This window comes from Pedobacter metabolipauper (assembly GCF_004362715.1).
Taxonomy (GTDB): domain Bacteria; phylum Bacteroidota; class Bacteroidia; order Sphingobacteriales; family Sphingobacteriaceae; genus Pedobacter; species Pedobacter metabolipauper.
In genome coordinates, this window is sequence record NZ_SNYC01000006.1 from 403,955 (window position 1) to 427,578 (window position 23,624).

General features: G+C 39.8%; 19 protein-coding genes. 8 read left to right on the forward strand and 11 right to left on the reverse strand.

Going from position 1 to position 23,624, the window contains the following annotated elements:
- Nucleotides 1–38: 38 nt before the first annotated feature.
- Both ATK78_RS18570 and ATK78_RS18575 read left to right on the forward strand, forming a co-directional pair.
- Nucleotides 39–1,406, forward strand: a complete 1,368-nt coding sequence (locus tag ATK78_RS18570; protein ID WP_133577618.1) for a peptidylprolyl isomerase — start codon at nt 39–41, stop codon at nt 1,404–1,406.
- A 7-nt stretch (nt 1,407–1,413) separates the two neighbouring features.
- The gene (locus ATK78_RS18575; protein WP_133577619.1) at nt 1,414–2,376 is read left to right on the forward strand and encodes an AAA family ATPase; all 963 of its coding nucleotides are present in this window, start codon (nt 1,414–1,416) and stop codon (nt 2,374–2,376) included.
- Between the two features lie 10 nt (nt 2,377–2,386).
- Here the strand turns inward: ATK78_RS18575 and ATK78_RS18580 are convergent, their stop codons facing one another.
- From ATK78_RS18580 to mutL, 7 genes are all read right to left on the reverse strand, one after another.
- Nucleotides 2,387–3,277, reverse strand: coding sequence for a glycerophosphodiester phosphodiesterase family protein (locus ATK78_RS18580; protein WP_243732571.1), 891 nt, complete (start codon nt 3,275–3,277; stop codon nt 2,387–2,389).
- A 21-nt stretch (nt 3,278–3,298) separates the two neighbouring features.
- Nucleotides 3,299–4,162 carry a nuclear transport factor 2 family protein gene (locus ATK78_RS18585; RefSeq protein WP_166664913.1) on the reverse strand — a complete coding sequence of 288 codons (864 nt, stop codon included), beginning with the start codon at nt 4,160–4,162 and terminating at the stop codon, nt 3,299–3,301.
- A gap of 70 nt (nt 4,163–4,232) precedes the next feature.
- Complete coding sequence (cysS, locus tag ATK78_RS18590) at nt 4,233–5,693, reverse strand: cysteine--tRNA ligase (RefSeq protein ID WP_133577620.1); 1,461 nt, start codon at nt 5,691–5,693, stop codon at nt 4,233–4,235.
- Nucleotides 5,694–5,711: 18 nt separating this feature from the next.
- The gene (locus tag ATK78_RS18595) at nt 5,712–6,827 is read right to left on the reverse strand and encodes an endonuclease/exonuclease/phosphatase family protein (RefSeq protein WP_133577621.1); all 1,116 of its coding nucleotides are present in this window, start codon (nt 6,825–6,827) and stop codon (nt 5,712–5,714) included.
- A complete protein-coding gene (locus ATK78_RS18600; protein WP_133577622.1) occupies nt 6,827–7,702 on the reverse strand; it encodes a rhomboid family intramembrane serine protease in 876 nt (291 codons plus the stop codon). The genes ATK78_RS18595 and ATK78_RS18600 overlap by 1 nt, the downstream gene beginning before the upstream one ends.
- On the reverse strand, nt 7,695–8,447 hold the full coding sequence (locus ATK78_RS18605) for a rhomboid family intramembrane serine protease (RefSeq protein WP_133577623.1): 753 nt from the start codon (nt 8,445–8,447) through the stop codon (nt 7,695–7,697). Before ATK78_RS18605 ends, ATK78_RS18600 begins: the two co-directional genes overlap by 8 nt.
- A 5-nt stretch (nt 8,448–8,452) precedes the next feature.
- Nucleotides 8,453–10,324, reverse strand: coding sequence for a DNA mismatch repair endonuclease MutL (gene mutL / locus ATK78_RS18610; protein ID WP_133577624.1), 1,872 nt, complete (start codon nt 10,322–10,324; stop codon nt 8,453–8,455).
- A gap of 161 nt (nt 10,325–10,485) precedes the next feature.
- Between mutL and ATK78_RS18615 the strand changes: the two genes are divergently transcribed.
- Nucleotides 10,486–12,282 carry a serine hydrolase domain-containing protein gene (locus tag ATK78_RS18615; protein ID WP_133577625.1) on the forward strand — a complete coding sequence of 599 codons (1,797 nt, stop codon included), beginning with the start codon at nt 10,486–10,488 and terminating at the stop codon, nt 12,280–12,282.
- A 4-nt stretch (nt 12,283–12,286) separates the two neighbouring features.
- Here the strand turns inward: ATK78_RS18615 and ATK78_RS18620 are convergent, their stop codons facing one another.
- The gene (locus tag ATK78_RS18620; protein ID WP_243732572.1) at nt 12,287–12,949 is read right to left on the reverse strand and encodes a S24 family peptidase; all 663 of its coding nucleotides are present in this window, start codon (nt 12,947–12,949) and stop codon (nt 12,287–12,289) included.
- A 127-nt stretch (nt 12,950–13,076) separates the two neighbouring features.
- On the opposite strand from ATK78_RS18620, the gene ATK78_RS18625 reads away from it, so the two are divergent.
- Both ATK78_RS18625 and ATK78_RS18630 read left to right on the forward strand, forming a co-directional pair.
- Nucleotides 13,077–14,261, forward strand: coding sequence for a hypothetical protein (locus ATK78_RS18625; protein ID WP_133577627.1), 1,185 nt, complete (start codon nt 13,077–13,079; stop codon nt 14,259–14,261).
- 28 nt (nt 14,262–14,289) lie between these two features.
- A complete protein-coding gene (locus ATK78_RS18630) occupies nt 14,290–15,204 on the forward strand; it encodes a HEPN domain-containing protein (protein WP_133577628.1) in 915 nt (304 codons plus the stop codon).
- A 108-nt stretch (nt 15,205–15,312) separates the two neighbouring features.
- Here the strand turns inward: ATK78_RS18630 and ATK78_RS18635 are convergent, their stop codons facing one another.
- Nucleotides 15,313–16,275, reverse strand: coding sequence for an isopenicillin N synthase family dioxygenase (locus ATK78_RS18635; protein WP_133577629.1), 963 nt, complete (start codon nt 16,273–16,275; stop codon nt 15,313–15,315).
- Nucleotides 16,276–16,515: 240 nt separating this feature from the next.
- Here ATK78_RS18635 and msrA point away from each other — a divergent pair, with 240 nt between their 5' ends.
- Nucleotides 16,516–17,115 carry a peptide-methionine (S)-S-oxide reductase MsrA gene (gene msrA, locus ATK78_RS18640; RefSeq protein WP_166664914.1) on the forward strand — a complete coding sequence of 200 codons (600 nt, stop codon included), beginning with the start codon at nt 16,516–16,518 and terminating at the stop codon, nt 17,113–17,115.
- An 84-nt stretch (nt 17,116–17,199) separates the two neighbouring features.
- On the opposite strand, the gene ATK78_RS18645 is transcribed toward msrA, so the two are convergent.
- Together ATK78_RS18645 and ATK78_RS18650 are read right to left on the reverse strand one after the other, a co-directional pair.
- On the reverse strand, nt 17,200–18,507 hold the full coding sequence (locus ATK78_RS18645; protein ID WP_133577631.1) for an SGNH/GDSL hydrolase family protein: 1,308 nt from the start codon (nt 18,505–18,507) through the stop codon (nt 17,200–17,202).
- Nucleotides 18,508–18,548: 41 nt separating this feature from the next.
- The gene (locus ATK78_RS18650) at nt 18,549–19,763 is read right to left on the reverse strand and encodes an OmpP1/FadL family transporter (RefSeq protein WP_133577632.1); all 1,215 of its coding nucleotides are present in this window, start codon (nt 19,761–19,763) and stop codon (nt 18,549–18,551) included.
- A gap of 336 nt (nt 19,764–20,099) precedes the next feature.
- On the opposite strand from ATK78_RS18650, the gene ATK78_RS18655 reads away from it, so the two are divergent.
- Together ATK78_RS18655 and ATK78_RS18660 are read left to right on the forward strand one after the other, a co-directional pair.
- On the forward strand, nt 20,100–20,732 hold the full coding sequence (locus tag ATK78_RS18655; RefSeq protein WP_133577633.1) for an NAD(P)H-dependent oxidoreductase: 633 nt from the start codon (nt 20,100–20,102) through the stop codon (nt 20,730–20,732).
- Between the two features lie 162 nt (nt 20,733–20,894).
- Nucleotides 20,895–23,615: a carboxypeptidase-like regulatory domain-containing protein gene (locus tag ATK78_RS18660; protein ID WP_133577634.1), complete on the forward strand. Its 2,721-nt coding sequence runs from the start codon at nt 20,895–20,897 to the stop codon at nt 23,613–23,615.
- Nucleotides 23,616–23,624 lie beyond the last annotated feature (9 nt).

The window sequence follows — 23,624 nt, forward strand, 5'->3', positions numbered from 1 at the left end:
TTAAATTTGCAAAATAGAATATAATCGAATAACTATAAATGAAGAAACTTTTAATAATCACAAGCGGTCTTATCTGCTTGTTTTTAAACACACAGGCACAAAATAAGAATCTGGACAAAATTGTTGCACAGCTGGGAAATAACATCATTTTATTATCAGAACTAAACCAGCAGTATGCCCAATATCTGAATAGTGGAAATCCTGAAGACGACAAAGTAAAGTGCTATTTTCTTCAACGGTTACTTACCCAGAAATTACTTAAACAACAAGCAGAAATTGACTCTGTTTATGTAGAAGAATCTGATGTAGACCAGGAAGTAGACAAACGGATGCGTAGCCAAATTAGCCGTGCCGGCGGACAAGAGCGGTTAGAACAGTTCTTAAACCGTTCTGTATTGCAGTACAAGGATGAGATCAGACCTGAAATTAAGGAACAACTGATTGCATACAAGATGCAGCAAAAAATTACAGAGAATGTAAATGTTACCCCATTAGAGGTAAAGCGTTATTTTGAAACTTATAAAAAGGATAGTCTTCCGGATATCCCTACGGAGTTTGAAATTGGTGAGATTGTTCTTTATCCAAAATTAAATAAAGAAGAGAAACAACGGGCAAAAGATAAAATTGAAGCTCTACGCCTAAGGGTTAAAGCCGGAGAAGACTTTGGTTTTTTGGCTAAGTCTTATTCCGAAGATCCCGGATCTGCTGCTGAAGGCGGAGATCTTGGCTTTTTTGACCGTGCAGGAATGGTAAAAGAATTTAGTGCCTGGTCATTTAAGTTAAAACCGGGAGAAATGTCACCTGTTTTCGAAACGGAGCATGGTTTCCACTTTCTTCAGGTTGTTGAACGTCGCGGAGAACAGGTTAATGCCCGTCATATCCTGATCCGTCCGCAAACTACTCCTCAGAGTTTAGAGCGTATTAAACTTCAGGCAGACACCATTTACAAGAACATTCTGGATAAAAAACTTCCTTTTGCTGCTGCTGCATCTCTATATTCAGACAACAAAGACTCACAATATAATGGTGGTATGTTGTTGTATGCAGATGAAGTTACCACAAGAACTACTTTCATTCCTGCAGACAAAGTAGACCCGAAGGTATTCCTTGTGGTAGATACCATGCATGCAGGTGAGGTTTCAAAACCAGTTGCCTTTTCTAGCCCTGAAACAGGTAAAGAAGGATATAAAATACTGTATCTTAAATCAAAGATCGCTCCCCACAAAGGAAGTCTTGAGCAGGATTATACGAAGTTCAAAGAAAAAGCACAGCAGGAAAAAGTAGAACGTTCATTGAGTGAATGGTTTGAAAAAAGAAGAGAAAATACCTATATCAAAATAGACAGTGAGTTTACGGATTGTGATGAATTGAAGATATGGAATAAACCCACCACAGCTAAAAATTAACTACTCTATGCAGTTTGAAAATGATATTAAGGCAGTAGATGCGCTGCACCAGGCATACAAAAATATAAGCACAGAAATAGGCAAGATCGTTATTGGACAAGAGCAGGTTATTAAATCTGTTCTTATTTCCATTTTCAGTAATGGCCATTGCCTGCTTGTTGGCGTACCTGGTTTAGCAAAAACATTACTAGTTCAAACTGTTGCAGATGTAATGGACCTTAACTTTAACAGGATCCAGTTTACACCAGATCTGATGCCGAGTGATATTATCGGTGCTGAGATCCTGGGCGAAGACCGGAACTTTAAGTTTATTCATGGACCAATATTCTCAAATATTATCCTGGCGGACGAAATTAACCGGACCCCGCCAAAGACACAAGCCGCCCTGTTAGAAGCAATGCAGGAAAAAGCAGTTACTGCCGCGGGGCAAAGGCATGTATTGCCAAAACCATTTTTCGTGCTGGCTACACAAAACCCCATTGAGCAGGAAGGCACATATCCGCTTCCTGAGGCTCAGCTAGACCGCTTCATGTTTAACGTCCACCTGGGTTATCCTTCCTTTGCTGATGAGCTTACCATTGTTAAAAATACAACCAGTAATAACACCGTTAAACTGAACAAATTAATAAACGCAGAGCAGATACAATATTTCCAGAAACTGATTAGAAATATTCCTATTACAGACAATGTGGTGGAATATGCAGTAAAATTAGCCAGCAAAACGCGTCCGTATACACCACTTGCAACAGAAGATGTAAATAAATACATCAGCTGGGGTGCTGGTCCGCGTGCCTCTCAGTTCCTCGTTATAGGTGCAAAGTGCCATGCCGCAATTTCAGGAAAATATGCGCCGGATATTGAAGACGTTCAAGCGGTAGCTGAAGCGATCCTTCGCCATAGAATTGTTCGTAATTATCGTGCAGAAGCTGAAGGCCTGTCTATAGAACACATCATTAAAAACCTGTTCTAAAAATAACAGGTTAAAGTTCTTCCAGTACTTTCTTATATAGATTTGGATAATCGGTAATTACCCCATCAACTCCAAGATTGATCAGGTATTTCATGTCTTTGGCAGAGTTTACCGTCCAGGGTATGATCTTTACCCCTGCTGCATGGCATCGATCAATTAAGCCCTTCCCTACCAATACGGAATACGGACTATATACGGTTGGCTTAAAACCGAGGTCATTGATATTGACTTCAAAATCTATTTTTTCATCAATCAGCAAAGCTGTTTTTATTTTGGGGTAATGTATATGCAAATACTGCAGCGTGCGGATATCAAAAGACTGGATGGTTACCCGTTTAGCGATCTTTTTGGCATTTACAATCTTCATGATCAGCTCTACAAATTCAGCGGGTTCCGGTTGAAATTCATTGTCTCCATTGGGAATGGTCTTTGTTTCAATGCTGAATTCAGGCTTTGGCAGTTTGTTCGCTTTAACATAAGCCTCAACCGCATCAATGGTTTCGGTTAACAGGGGCTTATACACTTTAAACTTTTGCTGGTATGGAAACCGGTTATGAACCTTGCTTCCTACATCAAACCCTTTAACATCTTCATAATCCATTTTATAGATGTTATAGTTTTTCTGGTCTTTCAGTGTAATTGGCTTTCCATCTGGCCTCAGGCTAAATTCATGATTAAAATAAGGTTCCTGAGAGAGGACTACTTTCTTATCCTTTGAAATAACGGTATTCATTGTCAGCGTACTGGCACCCAGATCCAATGCCTTCAACATTCCTTCAATGGTATTTTCGGGCATAATACCGCGAGCACCACGATTGCCCTGCAAATCAAACTTCTGAGCAGCTGACTGCAGGCAGATCAGCATAAAAGCAATTAGAAATAGATCTGATCTTCTCATCATTCTTAACGTTGTTAACCTTCTCTAGCGCACTGCAGGAGAAAATACCATTGCAATAAGGTTCCAGGTATGATCTGCCTGGCTTTCATAAACAAAAACATAGTTAAAGCTTTCTCTAAGGTCTGCTTTATAATCAACCGTTGCTACACCATAGCTGCAGGCAAGATCTCCGCCATCAGCACGGTCTACCTTAGTTGTTTTTAACGCAACCTTTGCAAACATGCTATTAAAGAAAGCAAGTGCTTTATCTTTTCCTAAGATGGGCTCATATCCGGGAAACAATATCCTGACATCATGATTTACAAATCCTGCAAATGCCGGAATTCCATAAGATTTTAATGTAGTGCTTAAGGTAGCTTCTGTAGTAGCAATAACTTCTGCTCCTGTAGCCCTTTGTCTGTCATTTAAAAACTTAGGACGGTATGAATCCTTTGGTTCTATAATTTGAGTAGTAACTTTGTTCAGCGGTTTGTTATGGCTAATTCCTAAATCCAGGATAAGTTCCCATTTTGCGCTGTTGTTGGCTCTCCATACAGAGAAGTATTGTCCGTAGCTTGTTTTTTCGCCAGTTTCTGTATACGGGCCTGTTGTAAAACCCCAGTCCCCACTTCTTGATACTCTTGCATATGCTGGTGTCCAGCTTATGTTTTTACTTTCAGGCTGACCAGCATAATACGATTTTGCATTTACAGGGTTTGGTCTAAAAACTAAACCATTAGCAGATGCAAATTCGGTATAAGCAGTTTTGGCACCATGCTTTGCAAGACTTTCTGCAAACTCAGTCTCAGTTTTTACTAAAGATTTGGTTGTGCCATCAGTTCTTTGCGCATATGCACCAATGGTAGTCATACATGCAGCAACAAGTGTATATAGAAATTTATTCATCATGATTTGAATGGTTATTTTGCGAATATATTGATTTGAGTAATTTTTAGCGGGTAAATTAATTAACAAAATGCTAGATCTTGTTCCAGGTTGTTCCTTCTTTACTGTCTTTTAGCTGGAAGCCCATGCTTTGCAGTCCCACTCTTATTTTGTCAGAAGTTGCATAATCTTTGTTCTCTTTAGCTATTTTTCTAACGTCAATGACCAGATCCAGTACGCCATTTAGCTCATTGTTAGACGTATCTTCATCCTTTAAGCCAAAAATATCGAATACAAAATCCTTCATTAGTTTTTTCAGCGCATCCAGTTGTTTCTCAGAAACCGAGGCTTTACCATCATGAACGGTATTGATGATCCGTACGGCATCAAACAACTCAGCAATCACAACAGGACTGTTAAAATCATCGTTCATTGCTTTTACGCAATTTGCAGCAATGGCATCTATATCAAAATCACTGGCTGCAGAGGGAACAAGCCTTTCCAGCAAGCCAATGGCATTCATCAATCTTCTAAAACCTTTCTCAGACGCATCTAAAGCCTCATTAGAAAAATCTAACGTGCTTCTGTAGTGTGCCTGCAGCATGAAGAATTTAACCGTCATCGGGCTAAAGCCCTTAACAAGCAGGGGATGATTTCCGGTAAAGAGTTCTTCGGGAAGAAAGCCATTTCCTGCAGATTTAGACATGCGTGAACCATTTACGGTCAGCATATTTGTATGCATCCAATATTTTGCCGGCTGAATATGGCTGCAAGCCTCAGACTGGGCTATTTCATTGGTATGGTGTGTAGCTGCAAGGTCCATACCACCGCCATGAATATCAAATTCATCACCAAGATACTTGGCGCTCATTGCAGAGCATTCAATGTGCCAGCCTGGAAAACCAACACCCCAGGGTGATGGCCAGCGCATGATGGTTTCTGGCTTTGCTTTGATCCAGAGTGCAAAATCTAACCGTCCGCGCTTTTCATTCTGTCCGCCAAGTTCTCTTGTATTGGCCAGCATATCTTCCAGATTGCGGTTGGTAAGTATGGTATAATTGTATTTCTCGCTGTATTTTTCTACGTCAAAATAGATGGTTCCATTTGATTCGTAAGCATAGCCATTTTCTATGATCACTTTGATCATCTCAATCTGCTCCATAATGTGCCCGGTTGCGGTAGGCTCTATACTTGGAGGCAGGGTATTGAACATGCGCAATACATCATGGAAACCCAATGTATACTTCTGTACAATCTCCATAGGCTCAAGCTGTTCAAGCTTGGCCCTTTTAGCAAACTTATCATCACCTTCATCACGGTCGCCTTCCAAATGGCCTGCATCTGTGATATTACGCACATAACGAACTTTATAGCCGCTATACTTCAAATACCTGAAAATCAAGTCGAACGAAATAAACGTACGGCAATTACCAAGGTGAACATCACTGTAAACAGTAGGCCCGCAAACATACATACCCACGTTGGGTGCATTAAGGGGTTCAAAAGGTTCTTTTTCCCTGGTCAGGGTATTATAAAGCTGTAAGCCTGTATTCATAGTGCAAAGGTAAAAATTTTAGGGATTTAATGATAAATCGCTGCGAACAGGAAAATGATCTGACAATTTAGCCTGGATAATGCGATAATTATTCACCTTAATATCCTTTGTTGTGGCAATATAATCGATCTGAAAATTTGGGAATTTTCCATTATAGGTACGTCCTAGCCCACGTCCATGTACTTTAAAGGTATTGTTTAAAGACCTGGTGAGCTGGGTTACTGCATAGGATGCAGGTGTATCGTTAAAATCGCCGGCAATTAAAAATGAGGAAGAACAGGCTCCCATATGCTTCTTCATAATATCTACCTGTTCACTCCGCTTTAAAAATGCATTCTTTAATAAACTGATAATGCGTTTGGAAGGAACAATATCGGCATCCATCTTTTTAGTAACCTTGTCCAGGTAATTGTAATCCTGTTTATCAAATGAGATGGACTGTAAATGCAAGTTATAAACACGTAATTGTTTATTGTTCACTTTAATATCGATGAAGATACTGGCATTGCCGCCATAGTTTTCTCCAAAAACAATTAGCCCTTTGTTTTTTATTGGATACTTGGAAAAGATAGCCAGTCCGGTAGCCTCGTAACTATTCTCTGATGAAGGTTCAAAGTAATAATAAGGTGTCTTTAAGATTTGCTTTAGACTGTCTGTAATATCAAAAGGACCTTTTTGGCGGGTGTAATATTCCTGAAAACAGATCACGTCCGGATCTTCATTTCTAATCAGGTCGAGCATCCGCTCTTTTATCTGCTCTATATTTTCAGATCCATATGGTTTAAAGCTATGCACATTATAGGTCATCATTCTAAACAACTCCGGGTTGGCTTTTTTACCGGCACCGGATTCACCGGCAATACCAAAAGTTGCAGTCAGTGCCCTCCATCCAATCAGGATCACTACGGCCGTACTGATGGCGAATATCCATCTTTTTCTCAGGCACCACCATAAGATCATCAGGATATTAATAATTAAGAGAAATGGATAAGCGAGACCAAAGAAAGCGATGTATTTATTATCGCGGGGATCAAAAGTACCAGCCAAAAAACCCAACACCAGGGCTATTGCTAAAAGAACAGCACCAAAGCGGACTATTTTATCAATAAATGTGGGCTTAGTTTCCTTTTTCATTAGTGTTTACTGGCCTTAAATAAGGTTTCCTTTTCTTCTCTGCTCAATTGATCGTAACCCGATTTAGATATTTTATCTAAGATCGCATCTATTTCCTTTTGATCAACCAATTCTTTCTTTTTTATTGAAGATGCTGCCCTGCCGGATGATTTGGCAGGTTCATTTTTAACCACCCTTAATTTGGGCTTTCTTTTAAACAGATTGCTCCAGTCTGTTCCTCCCTGAAGTACCTTAATGTAGAAGAAGCCCAAAATAGCCCCACCAATATGAGAGAAACTGCCACCGGCATTAATTGAGGTGGTTCCAATCAAATCCAATAAGATATACGCGATGGCAAGGTATTTTAATTTTACGTCACCAAACAGGAGTAACCGCATGCTGTAATCCGGCACAAGTGTAGCTGCTGCAACCACCACTGCCATTACTGCGGCAGATGAGCCGATGATTGTTGCCTCAGAAATACTATTGGCAAATACAGGAAAAATATTAAAAGCCCCGGCAAATAATAGTGCACCAGCAAAGCCCCCGGTGAGGTATACAAAATGAAACTGTCTTGGCTTAAGAAAGTCAAGAAAGATCCTGCCCATCCAAAACAGCCAAAGCATGTTAAAAAGAAAATGGAAAAAGCCATCATGAAAAAACTGGTAAGTAAGCAGGGTGTAAAAGCGGACAGGGATTTTATCCAGATAGGCCGGAAATCCAAAATACTCCCTGATAATGCCATCATAATTGACTCCATTTCCAGAAAGAAATAATGGAACATTAATTAGCGAAACCACTAAAAAAACGAGTGTATTTAATCCAATATATAAATAAGATGGATCACCCGATTGAAAAACCTTAAACTTTAAATCCTTTATCAGGTTGTTATTCATAATATGTATAAAATCTATTGTTATCCTTATCCTTCCAAAGTTTTACTAAGATAAAGCCCAGCAAAGCACCACCTAAATGGGCATAATGTGCTATAGAATCTCCCGGAATTTTTGCTACACCCAATGACAATTCCAATATGATGTATACCGGAACCATATATTTTGCTTTTATAGGAATCGGGATAAACATCAGGTATAGCTCTGTATTCGGATAAAGCATGCCAAATGCCACTAATAAACCAAATACAGCCCCAGATGCGCCAATCATAGGAAATCCATAAATTCCTAATAAGGTATTCATACTTTCCTCAGACAATCCCGGTATATTGATATTTGCAGAAATTCCATTTCCTGAACGTGTTAAATCCATTATTGGATTATTTGCAATTGATCCGGTAATGTGATAAACCTCGTAAGCCTGTACGCCCATTTGTAAGGCTACCGCACCTAACCCGGTAATCAAATAAAAATTAATAAACCTTTTCGTTCCCCACCTGCTTTCGATAACGCCTCCAAACATGTACAAAGCAAACATATTGAAAAATATATGCATAAAATCACCATGCATGAACATGTATGTAATCAATTGCCAAACACGAAAAAATTGAGAATCAAAGTAGAAAGCACCGAGTAAATAGTCCAAATCAGCCAATCCGGTATTCTTAACAACATATTTTGCAGCAAAAAACAACACATTAATGATGAGCAGATTTTTTACTACAGGGGGTATATTAATTGTATTCATGCGATCTATTTATCAAATTTTTTATCCAGTTCTAAAAGCCCGATCGTTTGTATAACGGGTCTGCCGCTAATGCTATAATTAGGGGTCTTACATGCAAAAAGCTGTTCAATTAACATGTTCATCTCTGCCTGCTGTAATGCTGTACCACTTTTAATGGCACTATTTCTAGCCATACTTCTGGCAAGGGCATCTCTCTTATCCAGTTTAAGTTCTTGCTGTGAGTTTTTAAATCCTTCAATAAGGTGTTCAAAAAGCTGCGTTTCATTGATGTTATTGCTGCCAAGATCAACAGGGATCCCTTCAATCACTAACGTATTTTTACCAAACTCTCTTACTTCAAAACCTAAACTTTTTATATCATCCAGTAAACTCTTTGCCAATTCATAATCATTGGGGCTTAAAGTAACGGTTTGAGGAAACAGGCTTTGCTGTGAGGCCCCTTTTCTATCTTCCAGATGGAGTATAAAACGTTCGTACAGGATTCTTTCATGCGCCGCCTGCTGGTCAATCAGCATGATCCCAGATTTAATCTGAGAGATGATGTATTTATTGTGGAGCTGCATCAGCTGTTTCTGAACGGGCGCAAATTGTTCTTCCGTGTCAGAGCCGGGCAGTTCCATTTTATGCTGCTGTTGCTCTGCAGTATCCTTTGCTATTTCATATAATGTACCCCAATTTTTCGTGCTGGGCGATAAATTACCAGATCCTCCGCTATAATTTTTAGAAAAGCTGGCATAGGCATGATCCCTCGGTTCTGGCTTCTCTTCTGTAAAAGGGTTAAAATTAGGGTTAAAGTTTATTGTAGGAGGTACGATCTCTTCAGGGGCTTTATGGGTAATCATCGCACTAAATCCGGTTTCCTGATCAAAATCTATAGTCGGACTGATGTTAAAACGCCCCAATGATCTTTTCACTGCGGAATGCAGGATCGCATAAATGGATTTTTCATCCAGGTACTTGATCTCTGTCTTTGTAGGATGTACGTTCACATCAATTTTTGCCGGATCTATATCGATGAACAGAACATACAATGGGAAATTATCATCCGGCAGTAACTCTTCATAAGCCCGGTTTACAGCATGATTTAGATATGGATCTTTAATAAAACGGTTGTTCACAAAAAAGAACTGCTCACCACGGGTTTTCTTAGCAAACTCAGGTTTGCCAATAAATCCTTTTAAATTAATGATGGATGTTTCTTCTTCCACAGGAATCAGACGTTCATTGTAATTATTTCCAAAAAGGTGAACGATCCGTTGTTTCAATGCAGATGCCGGCAACCGGTAAATCTCTGCCCCATCGTGATGCAAGGTAAATGCAATGGCTGGATGTGCCAGGGCTACCCTTTGAAATTCATCCAGAATATGCCTCATTTCGGCAGGGTTACTTCTCAGAAAATTTCTCCTTGCCGGAGTATTGTAAAAAAGGTTCTTTATGCAAATGCTTGTTCCGGCAGATGTTGCAACAGGCTCTTGCTTAATGAACAAGGATCCCTCAATTTCAATCAAGGTGCCTAGCTCTTCATCGTGCTTACGGGTTTTCATTTCTACCTGCGCAATAGCGGCGATAGAAGCCATGGCCTCCCCTCTAAAGCCCATCGTACGAATGGCAAACAGGTCTTCTGCTTTGCGCACTTTAGATGTTGCATGACGCTCAAAGCACATGCGGGCATCGGTAACGCTCATTCCACTTCCATTATCGATCACCTGGATCAATGATTTCCCCGCGTCTTTAACAATCAGCTGAACCTTATTGGCCCCGGCATCTATGGCATTTTCTAATAATTCTTTTACTGCCGATGCAGGACGCTGCACCACCTCACCTGCTGCAATTTGATTGGCAACACTATCGGGTAAAAGTTGTATAATATCTGACATTTATATCCTGGTAAAGGTTGCTAATTTAAGGAAAATAAGACTCATTTCGGGCTTTCTTTTTCAGTTAATTGATGTTAACACTGCTTGTGTCAAGATAAGAATACCGAATCAGTTAATAATAATCTTGTTCAAAATGGCATGCTTTTTATATCTTTAAGGCTATGAATAAAATTATCATTGGCCTGCTCTGCTTATGCACCTTTACCGCATGCGCACAAGATCATCAGCAAAATGCACAAACGCTTAACCTCCTTAATAAAATTACCAGTAATACGGTACTCTTAAACAATCACAATGCAGTTATCCCGTTATTAAACCTGGATAAGCAAAACATTGCGTCAGTTAACCTGGGTTTTAACAACCAGTCTGTTTTTGACAGTCTTTTAAATAAGTATACAAAAATAACATCATTCAGTGCCAATGATTATCAAAGTGCTGCTACGCTGAATGACCTGGAAGATGATCTTAAATATTTTAATACCGTAATTGTATCCTTACCTTCTTCGGCCAGCAATGATATACGTATAACCAGTTTTATTTTGAGCCTTTCAAAAAACAAACAGGTCATTGTTTCTTTATTTGGAGAAGGTAAAGCATTGGCTGCATTCGATGCTCTAAATGTTCCGATCATCTGGACAGATCAAAATACGCCATTATCGGCAGCAATTATCCCCCAGATCATTTTTGGAGGAATTGGGATCAATAAAAAGCTGTCTGCAAACTTTTCTGCAAAATATATTGCCGGCTCTGGTTTCGAAACCAGCACCATTCGCCTAAAATATACCTTACCGGAAGATGCCGGTGTTAATGCAGACAACTTAAAGGAGATTGATGAAATTGCTAATGAAGCCATCAAAGCACAGGCTACACCTGGTGTTGTGGTTTTGGTTGCTAAAAATGGAAAAGTAATCTTTAATAAGGCTTACGGAAACCACACCTACGTAAATGGGATTCCGGAAAAAGTAAGCGACATTTTTGATTTGGCCTCCTTAACAAAAACAACAGCCACCACACCTACCGTGATGCGTTTGTTCGAAGAAAACAAGCTTAACCTGGACACCAACATCGGAGCCTATATCCCTAAGGCAAGAACATTGCCTATGAATGAGATCAAGGTACGTGAAGTGATGCTGCACCAGGCTGGTTTTATCCCATATATCCCTTTTCATAATTCAGTAACTACGAGCGACTACAGCAGAGATTCCAGCGCGGCCTATCCTACCAAGGCTGCAGACAATTATTACATCCGGAAAAATTACTTTAAGGATGTGATGTGGCCTAAAATGCTAACCTCTCCCATTAAAACAAGGGGTAAGTATGTTTATAGCGACATCAGCATGTACGTAATGAAAGATATTGTAGAGCGTTTAAGCGGTGTTCCGCTAAACCAATATGTGTGGGATAATTTCTATAAGCCGCTGGGCATGCAGACTGCAGGTTTTTTACCCAGAAACAGGTTTAGTAAAGACCAGATCGTCCCTACAGAACAAGATACCTACTTTAGAAAAACCCTGCTTGAGGGTTACGTCCACGATCAGGGTGCCGCATTGGTGGGCGGAGTTTCCGGGCATGCCGGTTTATTTGCAAGTGCAAACGATCTGGCCATCATCTATCAAATGCTCTTAAACAAAGGCAGCTATGGCGGCCAGCAATATTTTAAACCGCAAACGGTAGATCTGTTCACCCAGAAACAATCTGATGTAAGCAGAAGAGGTCTTGGTTTTGACAGATGGGATCCAGACCTAACCAAAAAATACCCTTCAGAACTTGCCTCGCCACAAACATACGGACATACCGGATACACTGGGACCTGTGTGTGGGTTGATCCATCCAGAGGATTGGTATACATCTTCTTATCTAACCGCGTACACCCATCGGTTACCGAAAAGCTCGGTAACCTAAAAATACGGGGACGAATTCAGGATGCAATCAATAAAGCAATTGATAAAGGATTATAAACTATTAAAAGTGATGCCTGGTTACTTTACCCTTTACCAGGTATAGCTTTTTAATCACATCACGTGCTATTATGGTGTCTCCTCTAAAATTTGGGTTAGAGGAGCGCAAAATAATTTTACTGTAGCTGGTATGCTCATAAAGCAGCTTAACGCTGGTAAAATTATTAGCACGATCATCTGCAACCACCAGGTAGGCCTCTCCCCATTGAATGATCTCGAGGTTTTTCACCTCCTTTACCGCAATGATCTCCCCACTGGCGTATTTCGGGTACATGCTATCGCCATATATCGGCATATATGCATCACAATCATTAAACGGCTTATAGTTCACGTAATACTCTGGCGGCTCACGAAGTTCATTAAAATCTTCGAAGGCACGCTCGGCCATGTTTACGTTATAAAAAGGAACGCCAGGCTTATTTAAGGAAATTTTAGTAAACATCTCCCCTTCGCCGGTAAGCAGCCAATCCTTATTTATAGAATGGTACCTGACTATCGCCCCAATTAATTTTACACCTATATTCCTGTTACCCAGTTCAACAGCTGAAAAGTTAGCTGTGTGGCCACTTATAGGCACATAAAAATCATGTATGGTCTTGCCTTTGATCAGCCTGACTTCCTTAAGCCGCGAACCAATTTTATTTGTCTGTAAATCAGTGTGTTTCAAAATAATTTAATTAAAGTTTAGAAATGAGTTGTCTTGTTTGCTAAGAAATGGTTAACGTTACATGTAATTCTTGCAAGTTACTAATTTTTATATTAAGTCACATTAAATCATTTAAAATTATATAATTATGAGTTATAATGAATATTGTTGTTATAAAGATCACATAATTTTTCTAAAAGAGAAAAATATTGAAAATCCAATCAACGTTTTGGATGAAGTTTATTCTAATAGAAGTGTAGAGAACCTGCAAAGCGATCTATGGAACCTATTTTGGACCATATTTAAGGCAGATGAGTGGCGAAAATACGATCCTCAGTATTTGTACAAAACCTACAAAGTTCTGGTCAAACTAATTGATGCTTTATGGTTGGTAAACGCCTATTCTCCTGGCATAAGCGAGGTAATAAAGCCTGAAAAAGATGTCCCGTCTGTAAGTTTAATGCGTACATTTAATCTCGTATTTCAGCACCATACCAACGACGAAGCTGAATTTAACGGACTGGAAAAGGAGAAAACCACCTTTCTTACCAATTTTTACGACAAATATTCTATTGGCTTTATTAAAAGTAACCTGCTTAACTATTTACAGATTGGGATTGATGCATCTTATATGCATGCAGATAAGTACGACTATTTTGATCTGCAGGAATTTAATGTCATCTCTGAATTTTTAAGTCTAAGCGATTTAATTGAAGAAGGCTTTCACATTTACAAGAAGCTGTCTTTATCAACAGCCAAACTAGGTACCAATACGGAGTTAATTTATGCCATTGACCGTGACCATCCTACCCACCTGCATGCTGAGGCCATTGCTTTACCTTCCTTAGCCGTAGATGATCTGCACCGGTATAGCCTGGATATTAATAACATGAAGCCCAGCCTTAATATTTGGAAAGCCTTGTTGTACAAAACTGACTTTTGGAAAAAAGCTGCCAATCCCGGAAACCTGCTTTACTATCAGCTATGCCTCTCTAAATTGATCGATGGGGTCTGGTTACAGATCCAGGCCGGTGAACTGGACAGGATTGAAAACAACCATGCTGCTAAAGAAGGCGATCTATCGAAAACCATTAACAACAACCAGGAGGTCAAAAGGCTCTTTGGTACCATAAAGGAGTTTTTTGAGATCAGACCAATGCATGAATGGAAACTGTTGTTAGAAAAATGGCTGGATTGCGCACTCAGCAACACTTTCATCCTGGAATCAGAAAAGGACCAAACAGACCTGGATTTCAAACAGATCTTAAAATTTATTGAAGCCAGTTATCTGTTCACCTTTTTTTTAGCCGATACTAAAAATTCGAATTCTTAATTATCATACACTCATAAAACCCAACAACATGAAAAATCCACAAACAACATTGAAGAGCGTAATTGATACCATCTGTCAAAAAGTATCGCCAGAGAAGATCATTTGTTTTGGCAGCACCGAAAAAATGGAGGTTAGTTCAAGCTGCTTTAAGGATCAGGATGCAGAAACAGAATTTAACCCGCGAAACAACTATAGTTTATTGGTTGTTCCTGCCAAACAAGAACGGCTCACCAACACTACAATTCAGAAATCTGCAGAGCAAAGTGTTAAAGGCTTTGCTAACATTGCCGTAATTACCCACAGAATGGATGAGATTAATCTGGCCATTAAAAAAGGAAGTACCTTTTTTAGCACCCTTCACAAAAAGGGAACCATTTTATTTGATGCCAAGAAAGAACCTTTTGTTATTCCGGCAACAATGCCAATTATAACTTCTGAAGCTTTAAAAAGAGAAAAATTCTGGTTTCACTGGTTTAACCTCTCCGATGAGTTTTTAATGGGTGCGCATTTCTATGCTTCCGAGCGCAAAAATGGCCTGGCTATTTTTATGATCCACCAAACACTTTGTCACTGTTATTCTGGTATGCTCCGCGTATTAACCGGCTATCATGCCGGCAGCAATGGTCTGAGAAGGTTATCCAAAATTACGGAAAACATCCTGCCGGAATCTAACTTTATTTTAGCCCGTAATACACCAGCAGAATCACGTTTAACCAATTTATTAATGGGAGGCTTTGATGATTCCCGCTATCTCAATAAAGTTAACGCTACCAATGATGATGTAACTGAACTGATCACACGTGCAGAAAAAGTTCTTGAATTTTCAGATACAGTCTGCCTTTCACACATTCAAAAGATAAAGGATAGTGAGAACAACAAGAGCCTTGAAAGCGTTGAAAGCCGTGAGAACATTAACAGCAATCAACGCCGTATTTGTCATTAATAAATAGAGTATGGAGGAGAATTGCGAGTTGAGTTGGCTGTCTAAAGTCGTCATCTTATGGTTTACGCCACAGAGCATGCCGGGTTTAGACAGCCCATTCAAATTTATTTATTTCTTTAATCCAATTTCTCGCAGCCTTTCGTCGAGGTATTCTCCTGCAGTCATATCTTCATAAACTTTAGGATGTTCGGCATCAATACAGGAAGGTAAACTGGTTAGGTCCATATTTAAGCGTGGGTGCAAAAAGAAGGGCACAGAAAATCTTGAAGTTTTCATCAATTCACGCGGAGGATTAACCACCCTGTGCGTGGTAGACCTTAATTTGTTATTCGTCAGTCTTTGCAGCATATCGCCTACATTAACAACAATATCTGTATGCTGTGCTTTAATAGGCAGCCATTCGTTACTTCTTGTTAATACTTCCAGCCCATCTGCACTCGCACCAATCAATAAGGTAATCAGGTTTATATCTTCGTGTGCACCTGCCCTTACTGCATCGTCTGGTAATGCTTCAGGATCCTGAATCGGGAAATAATGGATCCCTCTCAATATAGAATTGCCATTGTGCACATGCGGATCAAAATAACCAATAGGCAGGTCCAGGTAAGTAGCTATGGCCCGCAGCAAATGTTTACCATTTTCTTCCAGGCGCCGGTAGGTTTCCATAGTTACTGCATTAAAATCCGCAATTTCTTCTACTACCTCATTGTCCGGATAGTCCGCTTTAACAGGGTCACCGTCTGTTACTTCCTGACCAATTTGCCAAAATTCTTTCAGATCAGCGGTTTTTGCTCCTTTAGCGGTTTCTTTACCCGCACTGGTATATCCGCGCTGTCCGGCAAGCTCAATCTTTTCATACTTTTTCTTCTGCTCCAGAGAAAGGCTAAACATAGCCTGGATGTTCTGATAAAGCTTATCGATCAACTCCTGACTTAAGCCATGGTTGGTAATGGTTACAAAACCTGAATCGTTAAACGCTCTACCCAGTTCATCGGAGAATTTTTTACGCTGTGATTCATCTCCATTCACATAAGAGTTCAAATCTAAAGTAGGGATATAAGGTGCTGACATTTGATCTGTTTTAAAATTAATACCCTCTAATTTAAGAAACTATTGTTAATAACCGTCAAATACAAGGTCATAACAATTATAAAATTCTGGAAATAAATCCATTAAGTTATTCACAAAGCAAGCCCTCCATACTCCATTATCAGCACATTGTCAACTTAAAACCACAAACCTGATGATATAAAACTATATCGAAAATGCTTACGTAATTTTACATAACAAATGATTCCTAAATTCTATATCATGAAAAATATATTCATACTGGCTTTAATTCTATTATCTGCAGGCAGTGCAGATGCACAGTCTAAGAAGTTACAAAAGGCCACATTCGGAAACGGGTGTTTTTGGTGCTCAGAAGCTGTATTTCAGCGTCTGAATGGCGTAACAAGTGTTCGTTCCGGATATGAGGGCGGCGATGTACCAAACCCAACCTACGAAGATGTATGTACCGGATCAACCGGACATGCTGAAGTGATTGAGGTTACCTACGATCCTCAAAAAATAAAGTACGATGAACTTTTAGAGGTTTTCTGGAAAACACATGACCCTACTACATTAAACCGCCAGGGTGCCGATGTTGGTACACAATACCGTTCTGTTATCTTTTATCACAATGATGAGCAGAAAGCAATTGCAGAGAAATATAAAAAGGAACTAAATGCCAGCAAGGCTTTTGGGAATCCTGTGGTTACCGCAATCAGCAAAGCATCTGCATTCTATGTAGCAGAAAACTATCACCAGGATTATTATAACAAAAATGGCAATCAGCCATACTGCCGTGCGGTCATCTTACCAAAAATGGAGAAGCTGGAGAAGATCTTTAAAGCAAAGCTGAAACCGTAATACAGGCGCGTATCCGTAATTAGACATAAAAAAAGGTGACGAAAATATTCCGTCACCTTTTTTTATGTTCAAAAACGAGAACCTTTATGGATATAAAGTCCCCCTGTATTTGCTGGCATCAACTGTTGGTATGCTTGATGAATATTTTGAATTGATTGCTTTTATAAACTCATTGGCTACAATAGCATATCCCAATGGGGTAAGGTGTATCCCATCCAATGAAAATAGGTTACCCCTAATAAATTCAGCACTTACGCCTACGCCATTAACCTTAGTACCTGCACCGTATTCTTTTAACAATGCACCGGCATCAACAATAGCCAGGTTACTGGTGTTGGCAGCTGCCTTAATCGTTGCATTATAACTGTTTGTAAAGTCTATTACCACTGCTACTTCGTCTTTATCCAATGCATATTTATTTTCAATTGGGTTTGCAGGGCTTAAGCCATAAGGACCTTTTAAGGGGTCGTTAACTCCAAATACACCGTCAGAACTTAAGGTAAGCGTAAACAGGTCTTCTGCTGTTGCTGCTCTGGCTACACCAGCTCCTGTTCTTAGATAAAGCGTATTTACATTTGCACCGGCAGGCGTTGCCCTAACTGCAGCAAGTAACGAGGCCAGGGTAACTGTTCTGAAATAAGGGGTAATTGTAATATCCGGAATCGTGGCTACTACCCCTTTAGCTCCTTTTGAAGTAAGACGGGCCAAAACGCTGGCATATTTGGTACTGAATGTAGTTTTAAGTGTAGGAACATCTCCGGCACCACCGCTGCTCGCATACCCTAATATATCATTACCACCAAGCCACATGCTAAAGAATGTAAAATCCTTCTGCATTACAAAATCAATATAGCTGGTATTATTAGTACCGGCATTACCTGGCAAAAGACGCTCAAAATAGCCGTTAAAATTGCCATAAGGAGCCAGATCTGCATTGTCCAGCTTTATACCCGGAACACCATAATTATTGATGTCACCTGTATATTTAGTATACAGGATCACATTTCCAACGGGAGGAATATTAACCTGTCCGCGAACGGCAGTCTGTGTAGTTACCCTTTCAATGTTTGGCGTTCCATCTGCTTTAAAACCAGCAAACCGAAGGTATCCGGAACCGTTAAACTGAGCCTCACTAAAGAGCGGACTGGTAAAACTACCACCACCTACGGCTTTCATCTGTCCGGCAATAATTTCAGGAAAAGAATTCTTTTGTCCTTCCAGGTACAAGCCTCCGTCAGCAAATCCGGATGTTAATGAATTTCCAAGGGCTACATACCTGGAAAAGTCGGCATTACCTTTAGAAGGGGTAACCTCGCTAAGCTCTGGCTTGCATGAAGCAACCGAAACAACGGCAATGGCCAGTATACTTTTAACTATATAATTCGATTTCATTATAGAAAATTTTAAATGTTGATGGATACGGTGTTTAGCAATTAGAATTTATAAGAAAGAGAGATCCCTGGAATGTAGGCTTTTGTTTTATACTCACCGCTCAGGCCAGACTCAAAGTTGGTCTGTTTTCTGCTCATTACGTCTTCGTATAAAAATGAAAGATCCATTCCAAAACCCTTTGTACCATGATAGCCAATACCTGCACTTAATAGCAGTCTGTCTGCATCAGGAACTTCAGCAGTCACATATCCATCATCAACAGGCGTAAAAGCATAACCAATACCCGCTCTTAATGCAAGCTTAGCTGTGGTTTGATGTTGAAACCCTAACCTTAAAGCTGCTGCATCGTGGTAATTACGCGGAGATTCTGTATCCTGAATGGTGGTATTGTTATTATAATCGAACGCCAAAACCTTATAGGTATTCCAGTGTACCCAGTTTACATCCAGTGCCATCGTTAGCTTTTCTGAAGGATAAAAACCAAATCCGATGGAAGAGGTAGCCGGTAAAGGCAGGGCAGCAGTGAATTTTGTTGGCAAGGTAGGCTGTAATGAATTGGGGCCAGCAAAGATGGCATCCCCATCCTTAACATTTGCAGTTACCTGCGACCGGTGAGTAACGCCAATGGTAATGCCAACCTCTGTTTTTACATATATACCTGCATTCCATCCAAAATCTTTAGTATCTCCTTTTAGCTGCGCGGTACCTGGCTGACCATTACTTTGGTTTATTGGTAAGGCTTGTCTCAAATCTACTTTACCCAATGAATAAACCAATCCACCACCAATACCAATATGATCGGTAATCTTTAAACTTAAAGTTGGCTGAATATAAATAGCCTGCAGATCAAGTGATGTAACGGTATACTTGCCCGTCCAGTCTTCTTTCCAGTGCATGGCCCCGCCAAAAGGAGTATATATACCTACTCCAAAGCGGAGGCGGTTAGCCGGAGATCCAAAAACCGCGTATCCCATAATCGGAGTTGCTATTTTATCTTTATTGTATTCGGTAAGGTTAGATCCAGTTTGACGGAAGGCCGTTTTCAGGTAAAGCGGACTAATACCTGCCTGAACACCATTTTGCTGCAGGAAAGAAACAGCTCCGGGATTAAAAAATATGGCAGCTTCATCTAAGGCCAGTCCGGTTCCGGCACCACCCATTGCCGTTTGCTTTTGCCCTTGAAGGTTAACCTGAAATGATTGGGCAAAACCAAAAACAGGTACTGACAGTAAAAAACTGAGTAGGATCTTTTTCATATTTGATTAGAATTAATTGCACTATAACGCATTAAAATGACAGATTTAATGAATGTATGTTTAAACACAACAAATTTTTCAATGATGTGTTTTAGCAATCCAATAAAACTATGCTCGCATAATAACTATTTCCAATTTATAGCATAATCAATAAGATTCCAAATCTTAAAATTATTTGTTCATCTAATCGCTGCATATCATAAAAAAGTCATAAACTGCTGTATTTCACCTTGGTATTATTAACATAAGTATATTTGCTAACACCGTTATTTTATTGGCCTAATGTGGTCAAAAATCAATAACTGACAATTAAGAAAATTAAATAATACAAATATTATGAGTTTAATAGAAGCCTTAAACTGGCGTTATGCTACTAAGAAAATGAATGGTGAAAAAGTTTCACAAGATAAAGTTGACCAGATTATTGCTGCAGCGCATCTTGCACCAACATCATCAGGTTTACAGCCATTCAAAGTTATTGTGGTTACTAACCCAGAATTAAAAGAGAAGATCAAAGCACTTGCTTTCGGACAAGGTCAGATTACCGATTGTTCGCACTTATTGATCTTTGCCGCATGGGAAAATTATACAGAAGAAAAGATTAGAGCTGTTTTTGCAAACCTAAACAGTGAGCGTGGTTTACCTGAATCTGCAACGGCAGACTATATGAACATGCTGATCACAAATTATACCGGCAGATCTGCTGAAGAGAATTTCGTTCATGCGGCTAAACAAGCCTATATTGGTTTTGGTATTGCGTTAACCGAAGCGGCATTACTAAAAGTAGATGCTACGCCAATGGAAGGTTTTGATCCGGCAGGACTTGATGAGCTGCTTGGTTTAAAAGAACAAGGCTTACGCAGTGTAACCCTGTTGCCTTTGGGATACAGAGATGAAGCTGGCGACTGGCTGGTAAATCTGAAAAAAGTTCGCAGACCTTTAGAAGATTTTGTAATCGAAATGAACTAATAAATACTTGCCATTTACAAGAAGCTACCCCAAACGCGGGGTAGCTTTTTTTGTATACTGATGGCCTTAAAACTGTCAAAAAATGTTAAACATGTGAGGTAAATGCCCTAATAAAGTCTTAAATGAATATATTAGCACTATTCATAGTATACATATATTTTAATGAGATTTTTAAACTTCGCAATTGCCTTACTAATACTTTCTATAGCCATCCAAATCACTGCATATGGCCAGCAAGACAGTATTGTTTTAGATAACATTATAAAAAAATCGAAGCGGCTTACTGATGAGCACCCTGTAGAAAAGGTTTATCTGCATCTTGATAAGCCTTATTACAGCGTAGCAGATACCATCTGGTTTAAAACGTACTTAACCATGGAGCAGAACCTGCCATCTATGTTAAGTAAAATAGTTTATGTAGATGTATTGAACAGCCGTGATTCTCTTGTACAAAGAATCATGTTACCGGCGGTAAACAGTATGGCCAATGGAAATATCCCGCTTACCCCGGGAACGTACAAGCAAGACAATTACCACATCCGCGCCTATACACAATGGATGATGAACTTTGGTGAAGAGTATTTTTTCCATAAGAATGTTCCTATCGGCGAGGCTATTGACAAACAATTAATTACCAATTTTAGCTTTAAAAACAATCAAACAGAAAAAAGCCAGGTCATTGATGCAGTTGTTCAATTTAAAAATACGGACAATATAGTGCAGGCCAATAAAGCAGTTACCTGGAGTGTAACCTCAAATGGTGATGAAGTGAGTAAAGGAAAAGGGGTTACCGATCAGAACGGCTTCTTAAAGATCAAGATCGATTCGCGTAAAGGAGACCCAATTACCAATGGCGAACTCAATACGGTTATTACCCTAACACCAGAAAATATACTTCCGGCTACCTTTAGCTTTAAGCCTAAAAAGAACGATAACGACCTTCAGTTCTTTCCGGAAGCTGGAGAGATGATTGCTGGCTTACCGATCCGCATTGCCTTTAAAGCCATCAATAGCGCCGGCCTTGGTGTGGATGTAAAAGGTACAATTACGGATAATGCCGGAGGCAAGATCACCGACCTGGCTTCCTCACACTTAGGAATGGGTTCATTTTATTTAAGCCCCGAAACTGGTAAGACTTACAAGGCCAATGTTACCTTTGGTGATGGCAGCACCAAAAGCTACGACCTGCCTGCACCGGTTGCATCGGGCATCACCCTTCAGGTAAACAATACCGATCCAGCCATTATCAATCTTAAAATTGCCGCCAACCAATCGTTTTTTGACGTTAATAAAGACAAAACTGTATTCATTTTGGGTACGCATGAGGGGATTGTTTTCTATGCCGCAAAAACACGGTTAAGCAACCTGATCACCTCTGCAAAAATCCCTAAAGATAAATTCCCGTCAGGGATCATTCAAATTACTTTATTCTCTGATGCGGGAGAACCGATCAGCGAAAGGCTGGCTTTTAACATGCCAAAACCAACGTTAAGCCTATCTGCTAAAACAGATCTTGCTGCGTATAAAAAGAGACAAAAAGTAAAGATGACGGTAACTTCTGCAGACGGGCCAACTGCCTTAGAAGGCAGTTATTCCATTTCCGTAACCGACGATCAGAAGGTTCCGGTAAATGAAGATTCAGAGATAACGATCTTAAGTTCGTTATTGTTAACAGCTGATCTGAAAGGATATGTAGAAAAGCCGAACTATTACTTCAATAAAACTGATGCAAAGAAACTGGCAAGCCTTGACGACCTGCTGCTTACACAAGGTTTTCGCCGTTTTAATTATAAAGACATCATTGCGGGCAAACTTCCTTCCTCTACCCTTTTCCCTGAGCAGGATATGCGCATTACGGGCACCTTAAGAGATAGAACAGGAATGCCTGTAAAAAAAGGTGCTTTACGCCTTACGGTAACTGGTACACGAATTGGTGCAGAAACACTGACCACCAACAGCGGCGTATTTACGTTCCCAAACCTGACTATCCCGGATTCATCTGAAGTAGTGATCAACGCAAAATATAGCGCCAATGGGTCCAGCTTAATGATCATACCAGATGTTCCGCCAACATTAGCCAGCACAAAAAATATATTTCCTGGCGATGAGATCTTGAATATTGACAGTGCCCTAGCTCCTTATTTAAGTAACAGCAAAAAGCAGTACAGCTACTTGCGTACACTAAAAGAGGTTAAAATTGAGGGTACTAAAGTCGCCAGACCAAGCCATAAAGATCATCCTGGTTTATCTACGCTAAGTAGTATTACAGGAAGACTTATCGAAGGAGACCGCTTTAAAGGATGTAACAACCTGGCTATTTGTCTTCAGTCTATGGCTTCGGGGCTAACTTATTTTGAGAATAAATTTTACGTATCGAGAGATTATAACCAGAATAAAAAAGTACCCGTTCAAATCTTTCTAAATGGCAACCCGATTGATTATTTTGACCTGGTCAGTATTCCGGCATCCAATGTAGAATCTGTTGAGGTATTTACCAGGGATGAGCTTGGAACAATAGACCGTTTGTACAACACCAATGGTGTTTTGGTTGTAAATACAAAGGCAGAAGTAAAAGGGACTAAAATATCGATGGATGAATTGAGAAAATTAATTCCTGAAGCGAACCTGCTTAAATTTAAACCTAAAGGCTTTAGCAAAGAGAGGGAATTTTATGCACCTAAATATGTGAATGCTGCCAGCACTTATAATTTCAACGATCTGCGCAGTACCATTTACTGGAATCCTAACGTAACTACAACTGCTGCACCACTTTCATTAGAATATTACAACGGAGATGGAAATGGCACATATCGCGTTGTTATAGAAGGAATAGACAAGAACGGGAATGTTTCCCGCTCTGTCTCCCATTATACCGTTAAATAGTATGGCTGT